This is a genomic window from Calidithermus timidus DSM 17022, from assembly GCF_000373205.1.
In the GTDB taxonomy this organism is placed as follows: Bacteria; Deinococcota; Deinococci; order Deinococcales; family Thermaceae; genus Calidithermus; species Calidithermus timidus.
Window position 1 is genome coordinate 337,005 of record NZ_KB890687.1, and the last position, 20,260, is coordinate 357,264.

Below are 20,260 nucleotides of genomic sequence, written 5' to 3' on the forward strand. Positions count from 1 at the left end.
TGTAGCCCGCGGTTTGTCGAGGGTCAAGCGTTTCGCATACGACCCCACGGCCATCAACTCACAGCACCGCCCGCCCCATCCGGGCAATCTTGCCCTTGATCCTGGCCCAGCCCAGGTTGAAGCTTCCCACCGCAGTCGCCACGGCCACGGCAGCCCAGCCATCCTCAGCCTCGACTTCGATGGGGTGGTTCTGCACGAAGCGCAAGGCCCTGGGGTCGTCGGGGGAAAGCTCTACTACTCGAGCGATCTGGGCAGGCCTCAGGTGGTGCGCGAGGGCTTTGCCGGGAAGCATCCGGCCCGATTGCACCTTGCCCAGGTAGAGCCCGGGAGCCGGGGCTTTGATGCCGGCCAGGCTGGGCAGGCCCTCGCTCAGGAGGTAGAGGTGCCCGGCGCGCTCCCAGATTTCGCCCTCGAGGCCGGTCGCCAGGTGCTCGGCGGCAAAGTCCTGCCAGGCCCGGCGGGACTCCCTGGAAAGAGGAGGAAGCTTTTCTCGGGGGGGCGTTTCCTCATGGCCCCCTACCTTGCGCAGCCTGGCCAGGAAATGGCCCTCGCCACGCAGGCGATGGGGCCACAGGCGTGCGGCTTTGACCAGGGCGGGGTTGCCATCGCCCCAGGCCGGAACGGCGGGGGCAAAGCTGGGGTGAAGCCGGGCGTCCTCGAGTTCGAACTCCGGGTTACGGGCGAGGAAGTGAGCGATGACCTGCTCGTTCTCTTCGGGAGCAAAGGTGCAGGTGGAGTAGAGCAGTACCCCACCAGGCCGCACCAAGGCCCCGGCGTGCTCGATGAGCTGGCGCTGCACCCGGGCCGACCTCGCCGGAGCCCCCGGCCCCCAGTGGCGCACCACGTCGGGGTCTTTGCGGAACATCCCCTCCCCCGAGCAGGGCGCGTCCAGCACCACCCGGTCGAAATAGGCCCCCCACTGCCCAGCCAGGCGCTCGAGCGGAGCGCTGACCACCGCCAACCGCGCCCCCCAGCGCTCGACGTTCTCCAAGAGCCCGCCCATGCGCCCTCCGTCCACCTCGTTGGCCACCAGCAGGCCCTCACCGCGCATCCTCGAGGCCAGGTGGGTGGTCTTGCCGCCGGGTGAGGCCGCCAGGTCGAGCACCCGCTCGCCCGGCTGTGGATCGGCCAGCGCGCCCACCGCCTGGGCAGAGGGTTCTTGGATGTAGTAAAGCCCCGCGTAGAAAAAGGGGTGCGGTCCCGGACGGGCCTCGGGGGGGTAGTAAAAGCCCTCAGGGACCCAAGGGATGGGCTCGAGGGGCCAGGGGCTGATGGAACGCAACTGCTCGGGGGTGAGCTTGAGGGTATTGACCCTGAGGCCATAGCTGCGGTCCTCGGAGGTGAGGGCGCGGTGAAACTCGGTCAATTCGCCGCCGAGAAGCTCGCTCATGCGGGCCAAAAAGGCCTTGGGCAAATCCACAGGGAACACCTTACTATGACTCCATGCCCATCGTCGCCATCGGAACCGACATCGCCTCCGTCTCGAGGCTGCGCGGGGTTTACGAGCGTCACCCCAAGCGCTTTCTCGAGCGGCACTTCACCCCCGAGGAGATCGAGTACTGTCTGGCCAAGGCCGACCCCATGCTCTCGCTGGCGGCCCGTTTCGCGGCAAAGGAGGCCTTCCAGAAGTGCTGGCCCGAGAACCACGGCTGGCGCGAGGTCTGGGTAGAGATGAGGGGACCGCGGCCCGCGCTGAACTTCGCACCCCGCATCGCCCGGCGAATGGAACTCGAGGGCTGGAGGGCCCACCTCTCGCTGGCCCACGAGCACGAGCACGCCACCGCCGTGGTCATTCTGGAGGCTTTGTGAAGCGCATTTTGATCACCGGTGCTTCATCGGGCATCGGCGAAAGCTGTGCGCTCTACCTGGCCGAGAAGGGGCACATGGTCTGGGCTGGAGTGCGCAGGCTCGAGGACGGCGAACGCCTGGCCCATCAGGCTAAGGGCCTCCTGCATCCCGTGCTGCTCGACGTCACCGAGGGCGAAAGCATCGCCAGGGCCGCTCGGGTCATCCGCGAGCAGGCCTCCAGGCTCGACGGGCTGGTGAACAACGCAGGCATCGCGGTAGCCGGGCCGCTGGAGTTCCTCCCCCTCGAGGAGTTACGGCGGCAGCTCGAGGTCAACGTGATCGGACAGGTCGCGGTCACCCAGGCCGTCTTGGGCATGCTGCGGCAAGGGCGAGGGCGGATCGTCAACATGAGCTCGATCTCGGGCCGGATCGCGGCCCCTTTGTTTGGTCCCTACTCCGCCTCCAAGTTCGCCCTCGAGGCCATTTCCGACAGCCTGCGGCGGGAGCTGAAGGCTTGGGGGATCGAGGTCAGCGTGATCGAGCCTGGCAGCATCCAAACCCCCATCTGGAGCAAAGGGGTGAGCCGGGGCCGGCAGTTGCTGGAGAAGCTGCCCCCTGAGGCCAAGGCGCTCTACGGCAGGGCCATCGAGGGCCAGATCCGCTACGTCGAGAGCGTTGATGGCAGGAGCCTGCCGCCCATCGAGGTCGCCAGAGCGGTCGAGCACGCCCTCACCACCCCACGTCCCCGCACCCGCTACGTGGTAGGGCGCGGGGCGAGGATTGGGCTGCTTTTCGCCCGATTTCTGCCGGACCGCCTGCTGGACGAAATGATCCTGGGTGGGCTGGTGCGACGGATGTACGGACGCAAAGCCTAAGGCTGCTCCCCCGTGGCCACCGGCCTCGAGGGGTCGCTGATCCAGTCACTCCAGGAGCCCGCGTAGAGCTTGGCCCCTTGGACCCCGGCGACCTCCAGGGCCAGCAGGTTGGCCGCGGCACTCACCCCCGAGCCGCAGTAGAGGATGAGCTCCTTGCCCAAAGCCTCGGCGAAGCGCTCGCGGATGGCCTGGGGGGAGATGAACTTTCCGTCGGGTCCGAGGTTATCGGCCCAGTTGCGGTTGATCGCACCGGGAATGTGCCCGGCCACCGGGTCGATGGGCTCGAGCTCACCCCGGTAGCGCTCCGGAGCACGGGAGTCGATGAGCACCGTGTCCGGCCCCCTGGCGGCCACCTCCTCCGCCGACTTGACCCAATCCATGCGGGGTCGGGGCGTGAAGGTGGCCCTGGGGTGTTGGGGGCGCTCAGCGGTGAGGGTTCCGCCTGCTTCTACGAAGGCTTTGATCCCCCCGTCCAGCACGGCTACCCGCTCGTGACCCAGCCAGCGCAGCAGCCACCACAGGCGCGGGGCGAACATGCCGTTTTCGTCGTAGGCCACCACCAGATGCCCGTCGCCGATGCCCGCTTCGGAGAGGGTGGCAGCTAGAGCCTGGGGAGCGGGCAGGGGGTGACGGCCCCCCTTGCGGTCCTCGCGCACCGGGCCGGAGAGGTCGGCCTCGAGGTCGAGGTAGATCGCGCCGGGGATGTGGGCCTCGAGGTAGGCTATGCGCCCGGCCAGGGGGTCGGCCAGCGAGAAGCGCACGTCGGCGATGCGCAGGTCGGGGTCGCTCAGGTGTTGCAAGAGCCATTCGGCGGAAACCAGCGGGTGCATATGGCAACACCTTACCGCATACCCCTGCGCCATACGTAGGGTCGCGCTTTGGGGCGCTCAGCGTACCTTGACGGCACCGGTTAAACTAAAAGCGATGCTGGAAAGGCTCGAGGTGCAGAATCTGGCCGTCCTGGAGTCGGTGGCCCTCGACTTCGGGGAAGGGCTCACGGTGCTGACGGGGGAAACCGGGGCGGGCAAGAGTGTCCTGGTAGACGCGCTTTCGCTGCTGTTGGGCGAGAAGGCCGAGGGGATGATGCGCTCTGGGGCCGACAGCCTGCTGGTGACCGCCTGGTTCGCAGGCAAGGCCTTCTCCCGCCGGGTTTCGGGGGGGCGTAGCACGCCGAGATTGGACGGCGAGGTGGTCTCCATGCGCGAGCTGGCCGAAGCCACCGCCGAGCATCTGGCCATCCACGCCCAGCACGCAGCGCTGGCCCTGGCCTCGCGCAAGGCCCAGCGCAACCTGCTCGACAGCCTCATCCAGTCGCAAAGCCTCGAGGCCTACCGCGAAAGCTACAGCCGCTGGCGCGACCTGCTGGCCGAGCAGGAGCGGCTCTCCCAGGCGGCCCGTGAGCGCGAGCGGCGGCTGGACGTGCTGCGCTTTCAGCTCAGGGAGATCGAGGAGGCAAAGCTGGAGCCAGGGGAAAAGCAACGTCTGGAGGGCGAGGTCGAACGTCTGCGCCACCTCGAGGCCCTGCGCGAGCGGGTAGGAGCGGCAGTCAGCGGGCTCAGCGGCGAGGGCGACGGGCTGGGAATCGTGAGGGCCGCGCTCCGGGAGCTGCGCAGCGCCAGCCGCCATGACGCCAGCCTGGAGGAGCTCAGCCGCGACCTCGAGGCCGCCCTGGACAGCCTAGGGGCCATCGCCCGCGAGCTGGAGGACTACCTCGAGGGCCTGGAGGCCGACCCCGCCCGCCTCGAGGAGGTCGAGGGTCGCTTGGCCCTCATCGAGCGGCTGGAGCGCAAGTACGGCGAGGGGGTGGAGGGCATCTTAGCCTTCGCCGAGGAGTCGCGCCGCGAGCTGGCCGAGCTCGAGGGGGCCGAGGACCGGCTGGCGGCGCTGGCGGGCGAGGTGGCCCGGGCCCGCACACAGCTCATGGAGGCCGGGGAAGCCCTCTCCAAGGCCCGGCGCGAGGCCGCCGAGCGGCTCAGCGCCGAGGCTACCAGGGAAATCCGCTCCCTGGGGATGCCCGAAGCCCGCTTCGAGGTGGGCCTGACCCCCCTGGCCGAGCCGGGACCGGAGGGGCTGGAGGAGGTGCAGCTGCTCTTCAGCGCCAACCCTGCCCTGAATCTGGCCCCCCTGGAAAAGGCCGCCTCGGGTGGTGAGCTCTCACGGGTGATGCTGGCCCTGGCCCTGCTCACCGGCAGCGAGGCCCCCACCGTGGTCTTCGACGAGGTGGACAGCGGGGTGGGCGGCGAGGCCGCCTGGCGGGTGGCCGAGCGGCTGGCCCGGCTGGCTCAGCGGCGGCAGGTGCTGGTGGTGACCCACCTCCCCCAGATCGCCGCCCAGGCCCAGCAGCACTACCGGGTGGTCAAGGACAAAGGCCGCGTGGAGATCGAGCGGCTCGAGGGCGAGGAGCGGGTGCGTGAGCTGGCCCGCATGCTCTCGGGCTCCTACTCCGAGGCGGCCATGCAGCACGCCCGCGAACTGTTGCAAACCGGCTGAACGCGCACAAAACCCCCGCCACGGCCCTATGCCCTCAGCGAGGGATAATGCAGGCCCTCAATCCCGGCTCGTCTATTTGTCGTGCCTTGTGTAGATTTCCTGGATTTTCCCGCCAATTTGCTACATATGGCTCTGGAACAAAGCTTGACGTAGAAATGGTAAGGCTTTGGTCGCCAGGGCAATTGAACAACCTCCATCTTGGGGATAGTGGGGCCCTACCTCCAAAGCTTTTCTGGGCTATTCTCGCCGGGCACCCCGGTCTATTTGCTGCGAATGGGGGTGTGCCCATGGCGGAATTGGAGCAGTAAAGGCACCGATTCGATTCGTCCGCAAGAGTTGTGCAAAATCGCAACATTTGTACCCTCGGAGAGGTCATAATCTAGACACGTATGACCGGCCTCGAGGGGCTTTTGGATTTACCTCAAACCGTCGTGTGGCTGGACCCTCAAGGCCGTATCGGCTGGCACAACCGGGCAGCGGCGAGCGCGCTGTCGCGGCTTGGGCTCGAGGGTCAGCCGATCCTGTCTTTACTGGAGCAGGGAAGCCGCTTGCGGCTGGTGGAAGCACAGCCGCCCGTCACCCTACCGTATCAGGGCCACTGCACGCTGGTAATAGAAGGCAAGCCGCGTCGTTGGTACCGCTTCTTCTGCCATCCCTACCTGGGGGGAACGCTGTGCTTCGGGGTAGACGTGAGCGACCTCTACAGCAAAGCCCTGGCCTACCAGACCACCCTCGAGGTGCTCTCCAACCTGCTCACACGGGACGCCCGCCTGGAGGAGCTGCTCCAGCACGTGCTGGAAACCGCCGTGGCGGTGGTGCCGGGAGCCCAGGCCGGGAGCATATGGTACTACTCGGGCGAGCAGTTCCGTCTGGCCGCCCAGGTAGGCTTCAGCCAGGAGTTGATGGACATTGCCGTTCCCTATGAGGATGAGCTGAAGTGGTATGGGTCTGGAGAAGAGGCCTGGAGGCAGGGTCAGCCCCGGCTGCTGCAGGGTGCCCAAATCGTCGCCCGCTCGTTCTTGATCCTGCGCGAGGGGCCAGGTTATGAGCTGGGGAAAATCGACAAAATCCAGGCCAATCTCTGCGTCCCGGTGGTGCTGGGGGGTGAGGCCATGGCCGTGCTCAACCTCGACAACCTCGAGCACCCCGACGCCTTCCCCCCTGAAGCCGTGGCCATCGCTTCCCACTTCGCCCTACAGACTGCGGTGCTGCTCTACGGCGTGCTCAACCAGCGCAACCTCTCCGAGTTGGCCCACACCGACCCGCTCACCGGCCTGGGCAATCGCCGGGCCCTGAGCGAGGGTTTCGCCCGGATGCGAACCCAGGCCCAGCGCCTGGGAAAACCCCTGACCATGATCTTCTGGGACCTCGACGGGCTCAAGCGGGTCAACGATCAGCACGGCCACGTCGCCGGAGACCAGGTTTTGCGCGAGGTGGCTTTGGCGCTGCAAACCCTGCTGCGACACGGGGACCGCGCCTACCGCATCGGCGGCGACGAGTTCGTGAGCTTGCACCTCGACCTGAGCGAGGGGGAAGAAGGCCCGCTGATCGAGCGGGTGCGCTCGGCGCTGCCCCTGCGCATCAGCGCAGGGGCAGCCCGGGCCAGCGAGACGATGAGCCTCGAGCAGGTGCTGGAGTTAGCCGACACCCAGATGTACCGGGACAAGCCCCTGAAGTGAGGGCTTGGTGGGAAAGAAGCTCAAGCCGAGCGGCTCGAGTCCTGCACCGCTGCCGTCTTGACGTTGGCGAAGGTCTGGGAGATGAGCTTCTGGGCCTGGGCGTCGAGCACCCGCCCGCCCACCGCCGCCACCGGGCCGCGCATCACGGCCTCGCCTTTCCAGTCGAGGGTAGTGCTGCCCCCCTCTTCCCTGAGGTCGGCGCTGGCGGAGAGGTCGACCACGCTGCCCAGCCCGCCGCCGGTGATCTTCACGCCCATGCGGTTGCCCGCCTGGTCTGGCTGGAGTTCGATTTTGAACTTGAAGTTTCCCCGCACCGGGCCGACCCCCACGCGCACGCTCACGTCCATGTGGGTGGGGTCATGCACCTCGACGCTCTGCACGTCGGGGAGGCAGGAGGCGACCTTGTGGGGATCGCTGATGAAGGCCCAGACCTGGTTCAGGGGCAGGGGGATGCTTTCTTGGCCGGCATATTGGAGTTTCACGGCTTCACCTCGAGCAAAACGTTCTGGCGGGTCTTGGGCGAGCCCTGTCGCCCTCGCCCTACTACCAAACATACATCCCCCTCCCCTCCTCCATGCTGTATCCTGTCAACAGCTCAGTGGAAGCCCCCTCCCCCAGTCTCATCGCTGTTATCCTGGCCGCCGGGACCAGCAGCCGCATGGGGAAGAACAAGATGCTGCTGCGGCTGGGTGGAGAGAGCATGGTGCGGCGCGTCACCCGCAGTGTCCTGGGCGCGGGGCTCGAGCAGGTGTGGGTGGTGGTGGGGCGCGATAGCACCCAAGTTGGGACCGAGGTGGCCGACCTGGGCGTGAGGCTGGTGGAGAACCCGCGCTACGCACAAGGCATGGGGACATCCTTCCGGGCCGCCGTCGAAGCCTTTCCCAAAGACCTCGAGGCCGCCATGTTCGTCCTGGGAGATCAGCCCTTCCTCACCGCCGGGATGTACCAGGCGGTGCTCGAGGCCTACCGCATCCACCGCCCCCCGCTGGTGATCGCGCAATTTGGCGGCGTCAAGGCCCCGCCCCACATCTTCCGGCGCGACCTGTTCGCCTATCTGGGCCAAAACAAGGACGAGGGGGCCAAAAAGGTCGTCGCACAGCACAAGGCCGAGGCCATCGTGGTAGAGCTACCCGAATCCGCCCTCTTCGACATCGACACCCCCGAGGAGTACCGGCGAGCGCTCGAGCGGATAGCCGGTGGCGAGTAGCAACGGCGCATTTCAGCGTAGGGCCCCCGCAGGCTCGTGGATTGGGCCCTCGCGGCCGTTGAGGAAACCAGCCGGATAACCGCGCTGCAGGGCCATGATCTCGGCCAGGATGCTCAGGGCGACCTCCTCGGGCGACTCGGCTCCGATGGCGAGGCCTACGGGGCTGCGTATCCGCCGAATCTGCTCGGGGGTGAGGGGGGTGCCTTCCTTAGCCAGGTTGTCCACGATCTTCGCGAAGCGTGAGCGCGGTCCCAGCAGGCCGATGTAGGGAGCCGGGGTTTGCAGCACGAAGGCCAGGGTGCTCTGGTCGATGAGCAGGTTGTGGTTCATCACCAGCACGAAGGTGCGGGGACCGACCTCGAGCGCCTGAGCAAAGCGCTCGGGCCGCAGAATGCGCACCTGGGCTCCGGGAAAGCGCGAAGGGGTGGCGAACTTATCGCGCATGTCCACCACCTGCACCCTAAAGCCAAACTCTACCGCCATGCGCACAAGGGGGATCGCATCGTGACCGGCGCCGAAGATCAGCAGTTCAGCCGGGGGCAAGCTGACGTCGAAAAACACCGGCACTGACCGCCCATCGCTGGCCTGCAGGTTTCGGGTGAGGGCCTTGGGCTGCAGGGTGGCAAGGAGTTGGTGGGCCGCAGAGCGCACCTGGGCCTCGAGTCCCGCGTCGCCCAGCGTGCCCTCCGACGCCGCTTCGCTGAGAAACAAGCGGCCCAAAGCGGGCTCGAGGGGAGTAGCCAACACCGCCAACTCACCCCGCTCGAGGGCCTGGAGCCAGCGGTTGGTGACAGGCTCATCCCGCAGGGGTTCGATGTAGATCTCGACCGCACCCCCACAGCCGATGCCCAATCCCCACGTCACCTCCTCGTCGAGGTTGTACTCCGTGCGCACGGGCTGGCCGCTTTGCATGACCTGCCGGGCGACTTCCACGATCTCGGGCTCGAGGCAACCCCCGCTGAGCATGCAGGTGTAGCTGCCATCCTGCCGCACCAGCATCCGGGTGCCCTCGCGGCGATAGGCCGAACCCGTCACCCCCACGATGGTCGCCAGAGCGAGGGGCTCGCCCATGGCCCGGGCCTCGCGAATGCCTTGCAGCATCGCCTGGACTTCGTGCTGTTCCACGAGGCCAATTCTATCGGGCCGGGGCTAAAGCACACGGGGGAGAGAGCACAGTAGCGCGGGAAGGGGCTCGGGTGTACCCTGGGCCTATGCCCCAGGCCCTTTTAATCCCCTTCTCGACGCGCTCGAGCAGGCCCGTGGGGGGCGTTTTGAGGTTTTGCAAATCGAGAATCGCATAATGTAAAGCTAGACTTGACAATATATAAAGCTATGCTTTACACTCCTGATGAGGAGGTAGAGCATGTTCGGGTTTCACCAAGTTGAAACGTACCGCCTTCACAGCCTGGAGCGGTTGAACCAACTGCGGGCTCAAGCCGAGGTGGCCCGTCTGCTCCCTCGCCAATCCCTGCGCCAGCACCTCGCTCGGATGCTGCGTTCGTGGGCTGAAGCCCTCGAGGCCCCCACCCCTCGCCGCCGGGCGCTCGCCTAAAACCATGAGCCGCCGCGAGCACCTCCAGCAACCCGTGGCCGAGGGCAAGCTAACCCCCTACGAGGCCAGGATTCTGCTCGAGGCCCTGCTCCGCGGGGAATCCTCCCAGCCCCTCTTCACTTTCATCCAGGAGGCCTGAAGCCATGAACGACCACGAACGGATCGAAAAGCTGCTCGAGGAAGGCAAGATCACCGAAGAAGAAGCCCGGCTGCTGCGCGAAGCTCTGGGGACTCCCCTCAGCGAGCCCGCAACCCCCGACGCCCCCTCCACCCTGCGCTGGGTGCGGGTGCGGCTCACCGCCGGGGAACTGGTAGCCAGCTTCGACCCTAACCTCCGGGAGCCGGAGGTCGAGGGCAAGGTGGAAACCCGCGAGAACGGGCGCGACCTCGAGGTCGCCCCTCAGACCACCGTGGGTGGGCTCAAGGTCGGGAGGGTAAACGTGCGGGTGCCCGCCGGGTGGGGCCTGGAGGTGCACGGCACGGCGGGTGAGGTGCGGGCCAGGGGCCTGCCCTACGTCAAAGCCCGGCTGATGGCGGGCGAGGTGGACTTGAGCGACGTACAGGGCGTGGATGTGGAGGTCAAAACCGGCCAGATCGAGGGCAGCGTGGTGCTCACCCAGGGCCGCCACCGCCTGCACGTGACGCTGGGCGAGGTGGACGTGAAGATCCTGCCCGGCTCGAGCGTGAAGGTGGAGTCGCGGGTGGGCCTGGGCAACCTCGAGACCACCCCCCGCCAGGTGGGGCAGGGGCAGGCGCAGCTCGAGGCCTCCGTCAGCGTAGGCAACCTGGAAGTGAGGGCCTGAAGGCGCTGCCCGAGGCGGGGCTTCGACATCCTCGTAGGCAATCTCAAGCTCTTCACCTGAAGATCAAGGGGACGGCTATGGAAGACAAGCGCCGAATCATGGATATGGTCAAGGAAGGTAAGATCTCGGTCGAGGAGGCCGTGCGGCTGCTCGAGGCCATCGAACCTCAGGCCACGAGCCCCCGTACCCCCGGCACGGTAGCAGTGGCGGTGCCCCCGGCCAAGGGCATCGCCAAAATGCTGCGCATCTCGGTCAGTGGCGAGGGGATCAAGGTCAACGTCAACCTGCCGGTCTCGCTGGCCAAATTCGCTGCCAGCTTCATTCCCCCGGAAGCCAAGCAGGCCATGAGCGCCCAGGGCATCGACCTGGCGGGCATCCTCGACATGCTCAAGGGCGACCTGCCCGAAGGCCGCCTGGTAGACGTGGAAATCCAGGACATGGCCCAGTTTACCGGCAGCGAAGACCAGCCCAGCCCGCTCAAGGGCAGCATGCACGTGGTCATCGAGGTGGTGTGAACGAGCGCCGAACACCTGAGGAGCACCGGAGGACGTCATGGCCGTGCAAATCTTGACCTCGAAGAAAGAGCACAATGGTCTTGTGTTGACACCACAGCGGCTCCTCCCCCGCTTTCTATACGTCTACGTACGGGTGCCCATCCTCCCCATTCCCCTTGTGTTCTTCATCCCCACGCTGGGGCTCGAGGGCCTGGCCTACCTGGCCGGGCGCGTCACCGGGCGCTGGAACCGGGAGGCAGCTTACTACCTCGAGCAAGCCCGCATCGGCCTGCGCCTGATCCGCCGCCAGGGAGCCTTCACGATGGTCGACGTCGAGCTAGGGGAAATCCCCTCCGGGATACCCCTCAGGAGCTTCCGCGGCCCGGTGCGGGTCAAGATCGGACAGTGGTGAACGGTATTCCGGCCCTTCGCCCTCCAGAGGCTCAGAAAGGTGACTCCCATGAGAATCTACCCCGTCCCCACGCAGTGCCCCGCCTGCCAGAGCCCTTTGCGGGTGTCGGGCCTGATCTGTTCCAACCCCCAGTGCCGCACCGAGGTCAGGGGAGAGTTCCAGCCCAACGAATTCGCCCAACTGCCCGCCGAGCAGCTCGAGTTCTTGCGCCTGTTCGTCAAGGTGCGCGGCAACCTCAAAGAGGTCGAGCGCATCCTGGGACTCTCCTACCCCACCGTGCGGGCCCGCTTCGAGAGCCTGCTCAAGACCCTGGGCTACGAGTACGAGGAAGTACCCCCTCCCGGCCCCAGCCTCGAGGAGAAGCAGGAGATCCTGAACCTATTGGAGAAGGGCGAGATCAGTGCAACTGAGGCTGCGGAGCGGCTGCGCGCATTAAGGAGACGCTGAAGGTCGTACCCTTGCCCATCGTGCTCTCCACCCACACCCGCCCACCGTGGGCTTCGACGATGTTCTTCACGATGGCCAGCCCCAGCCCCGTACCGCCGCGCTCGCGGTCGCGGGACTTGTCTACCCGGTAGAAGCGCTCGAAGAGGCGAGGCAGGTGCTCGGCGGGGATACCCTCGCCGTTGTCCTCCACCCGGATCACCACCCCTGCCGAGACGTCGCGGGCCACCAGCCGCACCCGGGTGGCTCTGGCTTTGATGGCGTTGGAGACCAAGTTGGCGAAGACCTGGTGCAGCCGCTCGGGGTCGCCCTGCACCCAGAGCCTTTCCGGAGCCTCGAGCTCGATGCGGCCCTCGAAGCTCCTGGCGTAGTCCTCCTGGATCTGCTCGAGCAGGGTAAGCACGTGCACCGGCCCCATCTGGATCTTCCAGCTCCCGCTCTTGGAGAGCTCCAGAAGGTCGCTGACGAGCTTTTTCATACGCTCGCTCTCGCGCGCGATCACCTCCAAGCTCTCCCGCTGCTGCTCGGTGAGCGGCGTGCGGCGTAGCAGGAAGTTCACGTGACCCAGGATGGCGGTGATGGGGGTGCGCAGTTCGTGCGAGGCATCGGCCACGAACTGGGTCTGGGCCTGCCAGGTACCCTCCAAGCGCGCCATCATGCGGTTGAGCGAGCGAACCAGCGCGGCCACCTCATCCTTGCCCTCGGGTTCGGGCAGGGCCTCGGGCCGCTGGCTCACCGCCTCGGCCTTGCGGGCCACCCACTCCAAGGGCTCGAGGGTGCGCCGCACCAGCCGCTGGGCCAGCAATGCCGCTAGCAGCAGCACCAGCACGGCCATCACGCTGTAGACCTGAAGCCAGCGCGAAAGCACCAAGTTCACCGAATCCAGCGGCCTCCCCACCACCACGATCAAATCCCGGACGTCGCCCAGGAGTTCGGCCTTGAGCCGCTTGGCCATGATCTGAACGTTGAGCGAGGGCAGGTTATCGCGGGGGATCGAGGCCCTTTGGTAAATGGTCTCCCCCCGCCACACCCGATACAGGCCAGAGGTCAGCACCGAGAAGTTGTGGCTGCCCATATTGGGGCTCCTCAGCAAGGAGATGATGCTTTCGGGGCCCGGAGCTTCGGGCTCCCCGATGACCACCACGAGCTGGGCGTAGAGGTTGGGCGAGATGCGGGTCAGGGCCTCCTGCCGGATCAGGGGGTCGGGGTCGGCCAGGCTGGACTCGATCTGGGAGAGGGCGGCCTCGAGCTCGGGCCGGATGCCGGAGAATAGGTAGCTGCGCAAGCTCACGTAGACGATGACGCCCAGCACCAGCAGCGAGGCCACCAGGATGGCCTGGGTGAGCAAGGTGATGCGGATGCGTAGCGTCATAAGGATGCCCGACGCCTCACGCTAAACACTAAAGGCCCAAAGCTTGGTGAGGCACTCAACGAACGGTCGCCGATGGCTGATGGTCCATAGGAGGGAGAGGGTGGGCCCCGTGCCCACCCCTACGTTTTGCTACGTCTTGCGTTTGGCGTTTGAATCGCGGCATCAATCCTCACGCAGCACATACCCCACCCCGCGCACCGTATGGATCAACCGGCGCTCGTTGGGGCCCTCGAGCTTCTTGCGCAAGTAGCCGATGTAGACGTCGACCACGTTGGAGCCGCCCTGGTAGCCGGGCCAGACCTTCTCCTCGATCTCGAAGCGGCTGAAGACCTTGCCGGGACTCTTGGCCAGAAGCTCGAGCAGCTCGAACTCCTTGTTGGAGAACTCGATGCGCCGCCCGGCGCGGAAGACCTCGCGACCCTCGAGGTTGATGATGAGGTCGGCCACGCGGATCTCGCCGGTGATGGCAGGGGTGACGCGGCGCAGGTGGGCGCGGATGCGCGCGAGCAATTCTTCGATGGAGAAGGGTTTGGCCAGGTAGTCGTCGGCTCCGGCGTCGAGCCCTTCGACCTTGTCCTCCACGCGGTCCTTGGCGGTGAGGATGAGGATGGGGATGTTGGAGGTCTTGCGGATGCGGCGGGCCACCTCGAGCCCGTCCACCACGGGCAGCATCAGATCGAGGATCACCAGGTTGGGGTTGACCTCGCGGAAGCGCGAAAGCCCCGTCACCCCGTCGTAAGCCACCTCGGTGCGGTAGCCCTCGGCCTGCAACTCGAGTTCGATGAACCGAGCGATGTCCTTCTCGTCCTCGATGATCAGGATGAGGGGCTGGTCCATGTGTTCCATGTTTGCAAAGTAGGCGCTTTTCTCATGAGAAGTTGCCGGGATAACTTAGAGTCCTCTCATCAAGTTGGCCTCGAGTCTGGGGAAAAGCGTGGATGTGAAGGTCCACTTCATGGTGCGTGGGTCGTGTCTGGTTTTTGCATGAGTGGGGTCAGGGCCTCGCGCAGGGTCACCACGGCCTCCTCGAGTTCGGCGGGCGTGAAGGCCGCGTAGCCCAGCATGAGGCCGCCGCGAGGGGGCTTAGCCAGACTGTAGGCCGACAGCGGCAGCGCCTCGATGCCCTGCTCGGCGGCCAGGCGGGAGGCCTCCTGGTCGTCGATGCCCGGAGGCAGCCAGGCCGCCAGGTGCAGCCCGGCATCGGCCCGGTGAACCTCGAGCCATCCGCCAAAGTGGCGCTGCAGCGCTGCAATCAGCGCCTCTTGTCGCTCGGCGTAGAGCAGGCGGGTGCGCTTGATGTGGCGTACGAAGTGCCCCTCGTAGATGAACTCGGCCAGCACCGCCTGTACCGGCCCCGGCGGGTGGCGGTCCATCAGGGCCCGCCCGGCCACGAAAGCCTCGATGAGGTCAGAGGGAACCACCAAGTAGCCCAGCCGCAAGCCCGGCATCATCACCTTGGAGAAGGTGCCCACGTAGATCACCCGGCCTTCGCGGTCGAGGCCCTGCAAGGCCGCCAGCGGGCGGCCCCGGTAGCGGTACTCGCTGTCGTAGTCGTCCTCCACGATCCAGGCCGATTGCTCGGAGGCCCACTCCAACAGCTCCAGCCGCCGCCTCAGGCTCAGGGTCACACCCAGGGGGTACTGGTGGGAGGGGGTCACGTAGGCCAACCGGGCGTGGGGCTCGAGCCGCCGTCCCGCTGCCACGTCCAAGCCCTCCCCATCCACGCTCACCGCCACCACCCGCGCCCCAGCCGCCAGGAAAGCCCCTCGAGCCCCCAAGTAGCCGGGATCCTCGACCCACACCGCGTCGCCGGGGTCCAGCAGGAGGCGAGCCGCCAGGTCTAGCCCCTGCTGCGAACCGGTGGTGACGATGACCTGCTCGGGGGTACAGACCACCCCGCGCGAGGCCTGCAGGTAGGCGGCGACCGACTCGCGCAGAGGGTAGTGCCCCGCCGGGTCGCTGTAGTTGAGCAGCTCGTCGGAAGCCAGCTTCCAGTGGCGGGCCTCGAGCCGGGCCCACAGCTTCATGGGAAAGGCTCGAAAGTCGGGCAGGCCGGTGCGGAAGGCCCCGCTGCCGCGCTTACGCCGCAGGGTAACGGGCGTGCGGGCCAGCTCCTCCCCGCGCCGGGAGAGCCGCCGTCCGTCTGGGTTGGGCCCCTCGGCTAGGGGACGGCTTTCCCACTGGCCCGGAAGGGTGCGGGCCACGTAGGTGCCGTCGCCCACGCGGGCCTCGAGGTAGCCCTCGGCCAACAGTTGCTCGAAGGCGCTGACGACGGTGTTGCGCGAGAGCCCCAGCTCGCGGGCAAGGTCGCGGGTAGGGGGCAAGCGGGTGCCGGGCGCGAGCTGCCCTTTGAGGATGCCCTCGCGCAGGTAATCGTAGAGCTGGCGGTACAGGGGGCTTCCGCCCTGGGGTCTAAAACCGGGCAGGCTCAGCATTGGCTCCAGTGTAACACGCATGATTGGCTCTTTAGATCGGTCCAATCAGGCTCTACCCTCAAAGGCATGTACCTGCCCAACCACTTCCGCGTGGAGGACCCCGCCCTGCTGCACGGGCTGATGCGGCAATTCAGCTTCGCCACCCTGGTCAGCGTGCACGAGGGACTGCCCTTCGTGCTCGACGCGGAGCACAACCGCCTCGAGGCCCACCTGGCTCGCGCTAACCCCCAGTGGAGCAGCCTCGAGCGCACTGCCCCCCAAGACGCCAGGCGCAGGGGCTATGACGAGGTGGCGTGGAGGGCACGGTGAACCCGGCCATCGCCCGCCCCATCACCCTGGAAGGCCGCCTGGTGCGCCTGGAGCCCCTCACCCTGGAGCACCTGCCGGTGCTGCTCGAGCTCGCCCAGGCCGAGGCCTACCCTTTCACCACCGTACCGCGCAGCGCCGAGGGCATGGAGGCCTACATCCGGAGCGCCCTCGACGAGCAGGCCCGGGGCAACGCGCTGCCCTTCGTTACCGTAGACAAGCGCTGTGGAAAAGCCGTGGGCAGCACCCGCTTCGCCAACTTTGAGCACTGGAGGTGGCCCGCCGGGAGCCCGCTGGCTCGAGGGGGCCTCCCCGACGCCGTGGAGATCGGCTGGACCTGGCTGGCTCCCCAGGCTCAGCGCAGCGGCGTCAACACCGAGGCCAAGCTGCTGCAACTCGCCCACGCCTTCGAGGTCTGGGGAGTGCGGCGCGTAACCATCAAGACCGACGCCCGCAACCAGCGCTCGCGCCGGGCCATCGAGCGCCTGGGGGCTAGGCTCGACGGGGTGCTGCGGGCCCACCTACCCGCCGCCGACGGTGGAATTCGCGACAGCGCCGTGTATAGCCTCCTGCTGGAGGAGTGGTCCGAGGTGAAGGCGCGGCTCGAGGGCTTTCTGGCAAAATACGCTCCATGAACACCGCCGACGTCGCCGTGATCGGGCTGGGCGCGATGGGCAGCGCCACCTTGTACCAACTCGCCAAGCGCGGGGTGCGGGCTATCGGCCTCGACCGCTTCGACCCGCCGCACGACCGGGGAAGCAGCCACGGCGAGACCCGCATCACCCGGCAGGCCATCGGCGAAGGCGCAGAGGATGTCCCGCTGGTGCTGCGCTCTCACGCCATCTGGCGCGAGCTGGAGGCCCAGAGCGGCCAGCGCCTGCTGCACGCCGTGGGTGGCCTGATCCTCGCAAGCAAGCACGCAGCAGGCCGCCACCCCGGATGGCGGCTTCGTGCTGGACTGGCACCCCGAGTTGCCGGGGGTATTCGTGGCCTCGCCCTGCTCCGGTCACGGCTTCAAACACTCGGCGGGGATCGGCGAGGCCATCGCCCAGGTGATCACCGAGGGGCAAAGCGCGGTGAACCTCGAGCCCTTCAGCCTTGCGCGCTTTGCGAAGCGATGACCTCGAGCTGTCCTAAGTGGTTGAGGTCGTGCCCGGCCCAAAAGCGCACCAGCAGGCGCAGGCTCTCCCACTCCTCGCGCTCGGGGTGGTAGTAGCTGCGCTCCAGGTCTTCCTCGCTCAGGCCGCGCAAAAGCGCCAGGTTCCAGGCCCGCAGGGCCTTGAAGGTCTCGAAGGCCAGCCGTATAGGCAAGCCCCCGTAGCGCGCAGCCCAGGCATCCTGATCGAAGGGCTGCACCGTGTGGTTGTCCTGTGCGAGGGTCTGGCGAAAGCGAAAGCCCATGGCCAGCTCGGTGTCGGCCAGGTGGCATAGGATTTCGCGCGCGGTCCACTTGCCCGGAGCGTAGCTCCTATCGGGCTCGAGCCGGGGCAGGAGCTCCTCGAGCCGCTGGGGCATGGCTGCCAGGGAAGCCACGGGGTCGTCCTTCCCCAGCAGGGCGATGATGCGGGCGAGGTAGGGGTTCATGCTTCAATGCTATCGCCTCGGCTACCAAAGCCGCCGTTTATGCCCGGCTACGCTCCCGCGAAGGACAGTTCGGCCACCTCGACCATGGGGGCCCCCAGGGCCATGCCCCAATACTCCCACTCCAGCTCACTCCCTACCGCGCTGATGCTTTGCAAGAGCGTGAGCAGGTTTCCGGCCACGGTGAAGTTCTCCACCGCGTAGGCCACCTCACCCCCCTCGAGCTTCAAGCCCAGGGCCTGCAGGCTGAAGTCCCCCGAGATGGGGTTGGCCCCGGCGTGGAGGCCCATCATCTCGGTCACGAGGACTCCCTCTTCCAGCCGGACGCCGGCTCCGGGCTTCAGAAAGAGGTTGGAGTGGCCCACCCCGAGCACACCCTTGTAGCCGCGCTGGGCGTGACCGGTGGATTCAACCCCCATCTTCCGCGCGGTCTCGGAGTTATGGGCAAAGCTCTTCAACAAGCCGTTTTCGATAATGACCAGAGGGCGCGAGGGCGTTCCCTCGGCGTCAAAGGGGCGCGAGGCGATGCCGCCAGGCAAAGTGGGGTCGTCCACGATGGTCACTAGCCCAGAGGCCACCTGCTCCCCCACCTTGCCCGCCAGCAGGCTCTTACCCTCGAGCACGTTCTTGGCCGAGAAGAGAAAGCTGATGACGCCCAGGAGCTGGGCGAAGGCCTTGGGCTCGAAGTAAGCGCGGTACTTCCCGGTCTTGAGGGGCCGGGCATCCAGCAGGCGGGCTGTGCGCTCGATGAGTTCTAGGGCGGTTTTGCCGGGCTCGAGGGCGTGAAACTCACGGCTGGCATCGACGTTCCAACTCTGCTTCGGAGCCCCGCCACCCTCGAGGATGGCCGAGCCCATCAACACGCTCACCCCGGCGCGGTAGCCTCCGCTGGCCCCTTTGGTCGAACCCAGCACTACCTCGACTTCCTGCTCCTGGTAGGCGGTGCGGGGCACCTGCTTGACCCGCGCATCCTGACGCAGGGTGGCCTCTACCGCCAAAGCCGCGGCCTGTTTCTCCTCCAGCGCAGCCGAGAGCCCCTCGCCCAGCAGGTCGTGACGTCCCAGCGCCGAGCCCGCTGGGATAAAGGCGTCCCCTCCGGTCTGGAGCAGGGCGTTTTCGTAGGCTTCCTGCATCACCCAGTCCAGGGCTTCGGGGGTCTTCTCCTCGGTGTAGGCGTAGCCCACCTTGCCCTCCACCACCACCCGCACCCCGATGCCGCCCTGGGTAGCCTGGGTGATCTCCTCCAGCCGCCCCTCGAAGGCGCTGAGGCTCATCTCGCGGGTCTCGGTGGCCAGCACCTCGGCCTCGAGACCCATCGCACGGGCTTTTTGCAGCAGGTAGTCCTTGGCCTCTTCGAAGTTCATGCCTGACCTCCCACCACGATCTCGGAAATCAGCAGGTGGGGCTGGCCCACCTCCACCGGCAGGCTCCCCGAGAGGCTGCCGCACATGCCAGGGGCGGTCTCGAGGTCGCTGGAGACCGCTGCGATCTTCGAGATGCTGTCGGGGCCCTTGCCCACCAGCATGGCTCCCCGCACCGGCTCCTCGATGCGGCCACGGCGGATGATGTAAGCCTCCTTGACGGCAAAGTTGTACTCCCCCGAACCCGGCTTGACCTGCCCCCCGCCCATGTCCTTGGCGTAGAGGCCAAACTCGATCCCCTCGAAGAGCTTCTCCTTTGGGGTGTCGCCGGGGGCGATGAAGGTGTTGCGCATGCGGCTGGTGGGGGCGAAGGTGTAGTCCTGGCGGCGTCCGGAACCCGTGGGGCGCAGGCCGGTACGCCAGGCGCCCCAGCGATCGACCATGTAGCTCTTGAGCACGCCGTTCTCGATGAGCACGGTACGTTCGGTGGCCAGGCCCTCGTCGTCGAACTCGGAGGAGCCCCAGCCGTGAGGGGTGGTGCCGTCGTCGATGTAGGTCACGCAAGGGCTGGCCACCTTTTCACCCAGCTTGTCGCAGAGCACGCTGGCCTTCTTGGCCACCGAGGTGGTCTCCAGCAGGTGCCCCAAGGCCTCATGGAAGATCACCCCGCCGAAGGCATTGCCGATGACCACCGGCATGGTACCCGCCGGGGCAGGCTTGGCCCGCAGGTTGGTCATGGCCTGCTCCCCGGCCTGGCGGCCCACCATGCCGGGAGGGTAGAGCTCGAAGAGCTCGAGGCCCACGCTCTTCCCCGGCCCCACGCTCCCCGTCTGCATCCCAGCCTCACCCTGAGCGATGGCGGTCACCACATAGCGGGTGCGAACACGGCGGTCCTCGACCCACTTCCCCTCCGAAGTTGCCACCAGCACTTCCTGGTCCCACTCCAGCAGTTGGGTTTGCACCTGCTTGATCTCGGGAGCCACGCGGGCTGCCGCCTCGGCCTCCAAGAGCCGCTCGAGGCGGTAGCGTCGGTCTTTGGCCGACAGCGGCACCTCGGGCGCGTGCAGGCCCTGCGCGGCCTGTTTGCGGAAATCCAACCCACCCCGGCCTTGGGCGTCCACCTGCCCGGCCCGGCCCTTGAGCTTGACCATGGTTTCGGTCAGCTCCAACAGGCTCTGCGCCGAGAGGTCGTTGGTATAGGCATACACCACTTCACTGCCGTAGAGCAGCCGCAGCCCCGCGCCGTACTCGAGGCCGCTGGCAGCCTCCTTGACCTCACCTGAGAGCATCCGCAAGGACCGCCGCCTCCAGCGCTCGACGTACAGCTCAGCGTAGTCGGCTCCACCCAACCTGGCCCGGCTGAGCACCTCGCCCACCAGTGTTTCTGAAAGCATTCCAATCCTCCTTAGAGCGCAGTCTAAGGGCTATCTACTCCAGCCACAAGCAGTTTTTTGGAACGAG

The 20,260-nt window shown here is 66.8% G+C and carries 24 protein-coding genes and 1 pseudogene; 15 read left to right on the top strand and 10 right to left on the bottom strand.

Going from position 1 to position 20,260, the window contains the following annotated elements; genetic code table 11:
- Window positions 1-58: 58 nt before the first annotated feature.
- The gene (gene rsmF / locus B047_RS0101590) at window positions 59-1,420 is read right to left on the bottom strand and encodes a 16S rRNA (cytosine(1407)-C(5))-methyltransferase RsmF (RefSeq protein ID WP_018465209.1); all 1,362 of its coding nucleotides are present in this window, start codon (window positions 1,418-1,420) and stop codon (window positions 59-61) included.
- Window positions 1,421-1,443: 23 nt separating this feature from the next.
- Here rsmF and B047_RS0101595 point away from each other — a divergent pair, with 23 nt between their 5' ends.
- Both B047_RS0101595 and B047_RS0101600 read left to right on the top strand, forming a co-directional pair.
- On the top strand, window positions 1,444-1,809 hold the full coding sequence (locus B047_RS0101595) for a 4'-phosphopantetheinyl transferase superfamily protein (RefSeq protein ID WP_018465210.1): 366 nt from the start codon (window positions 1,444-1,446) through the stop codon (window positions 1,807-1,809).
- Window positions 1,806-2,663 (top strand): SDR family NAD(P)-dependent oxidoreductase, encoded by an 858-nt coding sequence (locus B047_RS0101600; protein WP_018465211.1) that lies wholly within the window; start codon window positions 1,806-1,808, stop codon window positions 2,661-2,663. Before B047_RS0101595 ends, B047_RS0101600 begins: the two co-directional genes overlap by 4 nt.
- Here B047_RS0101600 and B047_RS0101605 read toward each other — a convergent pair.
- On the bottom strand, window positions 2,660-3,493 hold the full coding sequence (locus B047_RS0101605; protein WP_018465212.1) for a sulfurtransferase: 834 nt from the start codon (window positions 3,491-3,493) through the stop codon (window positions 2,660-2,662). The two genes, B047_RS0101600 and B047_RS0101605, sit on opposite strands and share 4 nt — an antisense overlap.
- Window positions 3,494-3,587: 94 nt before the next feature.
- Between B047_RS0101605 and B047_RS0101610 the strand changes: the two genes are divergently transcribed.
- Together B047_RS0101610 and B047_RS16005 are read left to right on the top strand one after the other, a co-directional pair.
- A complete protein-coding gene (locus tag B047_RS0101610; RefSeq protein WP_018465213.1) occupies window positions 3,588-5,153 on the top strand; it encodes a DNA repair protein RecN in 1,566 nt (521 codons plus the stop codon).
- Between the two features lie 389 nt (window positions 5,154-5,542).
- Window positions 5,543-6,832 carry a sensor domain-containing diguanylate cyclase gene (locus tag B047_RS16005; RefSeq protein WP_018465214.1) on the top strand — a complete coding sequence of 430 codons (1,290 nt, stop codon included), beginning with the start codon at window positions 5,543-5,545 and terminating at the stop codon, window positions 6,830-6,832.
- Between the two features lie 20 nt (window positions 6,833-6,852).
- On the opposite strand, the gene B047_RS0101620 is transcribed toward B047_RS16005, so the two are convergent.
- Complete coding sequence (locus tag B047_RS0101620; RefSeq protein ID WP_018465215.1) at window positions 6,853-7,314, bottom strand: SRPBCC family protein; 462 nt, start codon at window positions 7,312-7,314, stop codon at window positions 6,853-6,855.
- 116 nt (window positions 7,315-7,430) lie between these two features.
- Between B047_RS0101620 and B047_RS0101630 the strand changes: the two genes are divergently transcribed.
- Window positions 7,431-8,039 (top strand): nucleotidyltransferase family protein, encoded by a 609-nt coding sequence (locus tag B047_RS0101630; protein ID WP_040778780.1) that lies wholly within the window; start codon window positions 7,431-7,433, stop codon window positions 8,037-8,039.
- 12 nt (window positions 8,040-8,051) lie between these two features.
- Here B047_RS0101630 and B047_RS0101635 read toward each other — a convergent pair whose 3' ends face one another.
- On the bottom strand, window positions 8,052-9,164 hold the full coding sequence (locus B047_RS0101635) for an XdhC family protein (RefSeq protein ID WP_018465218.1): 1,113 nt from the start codon (window positions 9,162-9,164) through the stop codon (window positions 8,052-8,054).
- A gap of 238 nt (window positions 9,165-9,402) precedes the next feature.
- On the opposite strand from B047_RS0101635, the gene B047_RS0101640 reads away from it, so the two are divergent.
- From B047_RS0101640 to B047_RS0101665, 6 genes are all read left to right on the top strand, one after another.
- On the top strand, window positions 9,403-9,591 hold the full coding sequence (locus B047_RS0101640; RefSeq protein ID WP_018465219.1) for a hypothetical protein: 189 nt from the start codon (window positions 9,403-9,405) through the stop codon (window positions 9,589-9,591).
- Between the two features lie 4 nt (window positions 9,592-9,595).
- Window positions 9,596-9,730, top strand: coding sequence for a hypothetical protein (locus B047_RS18505; RefSeq protein WP_018465220.1), 135 nt, complete (start codon window positions 9,596-9,598; stop codon window positions 9,728-9,730).
- A gap of 4 nt (window positions 9,731-9,734) precedes the next feature.
- Window positions 9,735-10,394, top strand: coding sequence for a DUF4097 family beta strand repeat-containing protein (locus B047_RS0101650; RefSeq protein ID WP_018465221.1), 660 nt, complete (start codon window positions 9,735-9,737; stop codon window positions 10,392-10,394).
- Between the two features lie 77 nt (window positions 10,395-10,471).
- Window positions 10,472-10,909 carry an SHOCT-like domain-containing protein gene (locus tag B047_RS0101655; RefSeq protein ID WP_018465222.1) on the top strand — a complete coding sequence of 146 codons (438 nt, stop codon included), beginning with the start codon at window positions 10,472-10,474 and terminating at the stop codon, window positions 10,907-10,909.
- Window positions 10,910-10,991: 82 nt separating this feature from the next.
- Complete coding sequence (locus tag B047_RS0101660) at window positions 10,992-11,300, top strand: hypothetical protein (protein WP_157205772.1); 309 nt, start codon at window positions 10,992-10,994, stop codon at window positions 11,298-11,300.
- A 48-nt stretch (window positions 11,301-11,348) separates the two neighbouring features.
- Window positions 11,349-11,747, top strand: coding sequence for a DUF2089 domain-containing protein (locus tag B047_RS0101665; protein ID WP_018465224.1), 399 nt, complete (start codon window positions 11,349-11,351; stop codon window positions 11,745-11,747).
- On the opposite strand, the gene B047_RS0101670 is transcribed toward B047_RS0101665, so the two are convergent.
- The 3 genes from B047_RS0101670 to pdxR all read right to left on the bottom strand — a co-directional run bounded on the left by B047_RS0101670 (window position 11,698) and on the right by pdxR (window position 15,551).
- Entirely contained in the window at window positions 11,698-13,116 is a 1,419-nt protein-coding gene (locus B047_RS0101670; RefSeq protein ID WP_018465225.1) for a sensor histidine kinase, read from the bottom strand. The genes B047_RS0101665 and B047_RS0101670 overlap by 50 nt on opposite strands.
- Before the next feature lie 162 nt (window positions 13,117-13,278).
- A complete protein-coding gene (locus B047_RS0101675) occupies window positions 13,279-13,953 on the bottom strand; it encodes a response regulator transcription factor (RefSeq protein ID WP_018465226.1) in 675 nt (224 codons plus the stop codon).
- 116 nt (window positions 13,954-14,069) lie between these two features.
- Window positions 14,070-15,551 (bottom strand): MocR-like pyridoxine biosynthesis transcription factor PdxR, encoded by a 1,482-nt coding sequence (gene pdxR, locus B047_RS0101680; RefSeq protein ID WP_018465227.1) that lies wholly within the window; start codon window positions 15,549-15,551, stop codon window positions 14,070-14,072.
- 66 nt (window positions 15,552-15,617) lie between these two features.
- On the opposite strand from pdxR, the gene B047_RS0101685 reads away from it, so the two are divergent.
- From B047_RS0101685 to B047_RS18070, 4 genes and pseudogenes are all read left to right on the top strand, one after another.
- Window positions 15,618-15,860, top strand: coding sequence for an FMN-binding negative transcriptional regulator (locus tag B047_RS0101685; protein WP_018465228.1), 243 nt, complete (start codon window positions 15,618-15,620; stop codon window positions 15,858-15,860).
- Entirely contained in the window at window positions 15,845-16,492 is a 648-nt protein-coding gene (locus B047_RS16010; RefSeq protein ID WP_018465229.1) for a GNAT family N-acetyltransferase, read from the top strand. The genes B047_RS0101685 and B047_RS16010 overlap by 16 nt, the downstream gene beginning before the upstream one ends.
- 35 nt (window positions 16,493-16,527) lie before the next feature.
- Window positions 16,528-16,758, top strand: a pseudogene (locus B047_RS18260) (FAD-dependent oxidoreductase); the annotation flags it as partial.
- 49 nt (window positions 16,759-16,807) lie between these two features.
- A complete protein-coding gene (locus tag B047_RS18070; RefSeq protein ID WP_018465230.1) occupies window positions 16,808-16,978 on the top strand; it encodes a hypothetical protein in 171 nt (56 codons plus the stop codon).
- On the opposite strand, the gene B047_RS0101705 is transcribed toward B047_RS18070, so the two are convergent.
- From B047_RS0101705 to B047_RS0101715, 3 genes are read right to left on the bottom strand one after another with little or no spacing between them, the layout of a single operon-like run.
- The gene (locus tag B047_RS0101705) at window positions 16,950-17,441 is read right to left on the bottom strand and encodes a DinB family protein (protein ID WP_018465231.1); all 492 of its coding nucleotides are present in this window, start codon (window positions 17,439-17,441) and stop codon (window positions 16,950-16,952) included. The genes B047_RS18070 and B047_RS0101705 overlap by 29 nt on opposite strands.
- Window positions 17,442-17,488: 47 nt before the next feature.
- Window positions 17,489-18,802 (bottom strand): TldD/PmbA family protein, encoded by a 1,314-nt coding sequence (locus B047_RS0101710; RefSeq protein WP_018465232.1) that lies wholly within the window; start codon window positions 18,800-18,802, stop codon window positions 17,489-17,491.
- On the bottom strand, window positions 18,799-20,193 hold the full coding sequence (locus B047_RS0101715) for a TldD/PmbA family protein (protein WP_018465233.1): 1,395 nt from the start codon (window positions 20,191-20,193) through the stop codon (window positions 18,799-18,801). Before B047_RS0101715 ends, B047_RS0101710 begins: the two co-directional genes overlap by 4 nt.
- Window positions 20,194-20,260: the final 67 nt, after the last annotated feature.

Excerpts from the sequence above, each read along its gene's own strand:
- B047_RS0101595 (WP_018465210.1), top strand. The coding sequence starts at position 1,444 with ATGCCCATCGTCGCCATCGGAACCGACATCGCCTCCGTCTCGAGGCTG.
- pdxR (WP_018465227.1), bottom strand. The coding sequence starts at position 15,551 with ATGCTGAGCCTGCCCGGTTTTAGACCCCAGGGCGGAAGCCCCCTGTAC.
- B047_RS0101640 (WP_018465219.1), top strand. The coding sequence starts at position 9,403 with ATGTTCGGGTTTCACCAAGTTGAAACGTACCGCCTTCACAGCCTGGAG.
- B047_RS16005 (WP_018465214.1), top strand. The coding sequence starts at position 5,543 with ATGACCGGCCTCGAGGGGCTTTTGGATTTACCTCAAACCGTCGTGTGG.
- B047_RS0101650 (WP_018465221.1), top strand. The coding sequence starts at position 9,735 with ATGAACGACCACGAACGGATCGAAAAGCTGCTCGAGGAAGGCAAGATC.
- B047_RS0101675 (WP_018465226.1), bottom strand. The coding sequence starts at position 13,953 with ATGGACCAGCCCCTCATCCTGATCATCGAGGACGAGAAGGACATCGCT.
- B047_RS0101605 (WP_018465212.1), bottom strand. The coding sequence starts at position 3,493 with ATGCACCCGCTGGTTTCCGCCGAATGGCTCTTGCAACACCTGAGCGAC.
- B047_RS0101670 (WP_018465225.1), bottom strand. The coding sequence starts at position 13,116 with ATGACGCTACGCATCCGCATCACCTTGCTCACCCAGGCCATCCTGGTG.
- B047_RS0101655 (WP_018465222.1), top strand. The coding sequence starts at position 10,472 with ATGGAAGACAAGCGCCGAATCATGGATATGGTCAAGGAAGGTAAGATC.
- B047_RS0101715 (WP_018465233.1), bottom strand. The coding sequence starts at position 20,193 with ATGCTTTCAGAAACACTGGTGGGCGAGGTGCTCAGCCGGGCCAGGTTG.
- B047_RS0101610 (WP_018465213.1), top strand. The coding sequence starts at position 3,588 with ATGCTGGAAAGGCTCGAGGTGCAGAATCTGGCCGTCCTGGAGTCGGTG.
- B047_RS0101710 (WP_018465232.1), bottom strand. The coding sequence starts at position 18,802 with ATGAACTTCGAAGAGGCCAAGGACTACCTGCTGCAAAAAGCCCGTGCG.
- B047_RS0101685 (WP_018465228.1), top strand. The coding sequence starts at position 15,618 with ATGTACCTGCCCAACCACTTCCGCGTGGAGGACCCCGCCCTGCTGCAC.
- B047_RS0101705 (WP_018465231.1), bottom strand. The coding sequence starts at position 17,441 with ATGAACCCCTACCTCGCCCGCATCATCGCCCTGCTGGGGAAGGACGAC.
- B047_RS0101665 (WP_018465224.1), top strand. The coding sequence starts at position 11,349 with ATGAGAATCTACCCCGTCCCCACGCAGTGCCCCGCCTGCCAGAGCCCT.
- B047_RS18505 (WP_018465220.1), top strand. The coding sequence starts at position 9,596 with ATGAGCCGCCGCGAGCACCTCCAGCAACCCGTGGCCGAGGGCAAGCTA.